We start from the raw sequence: 441 nt of genomic DNA on the forward strand, positions 1-441 counted from the left end.
CTAGATGTTGATCAATGACTTCAAAGACTTCAATACCAGTAGGAGGTTCGGTTACTTGTATAGGAGTTCCAAAATTATCAAGAGTACAGTTATTTTGATCAGTGATTAGATATTCATAAAACCCAGCTTGCAGCCCTGTAATGGCTACTCCGGAGGCAGTGAATCCTGTATCTCCTATTTTGGTCCATGTAACATTGTATTGCTCAGGATTGGTAACTATATCGATAGGAGTTCCTCCGGCTACGGTTAAAGATATACTCCCATCATCTCCTCCTTTACAAGTTACAGGATTTTGATCGATAGTTATAGTTATGGGATCTGGTCCCAGTACTTGAAAACTTTGATCATCGCTATTTCCCCCTTGATCGGAAACAGTTACGGTGTATGTTTGTCCGATTTGTGCATCGGCCAAAGTGTTTCCTTGAGTTCCATCGTTCCATC

The 441-nt window shown here is 40.8% G+C and carries 1 protein-coding gene; it reads right to left on the reverse strand.

Translation table 11 applies throughout. The features are described 5' to 3' along the window. A partial coding sequence (locus tag ACXAGJ_RS24670) for a SprB repeat-containing protein (protein WP_474843852.1) occupies positions 1-441 on the reverse strand: 441 nt, incomplete at both ends.

The organism is Aquimarina sp. AWH4_224, from assembly GCF_056160245.1.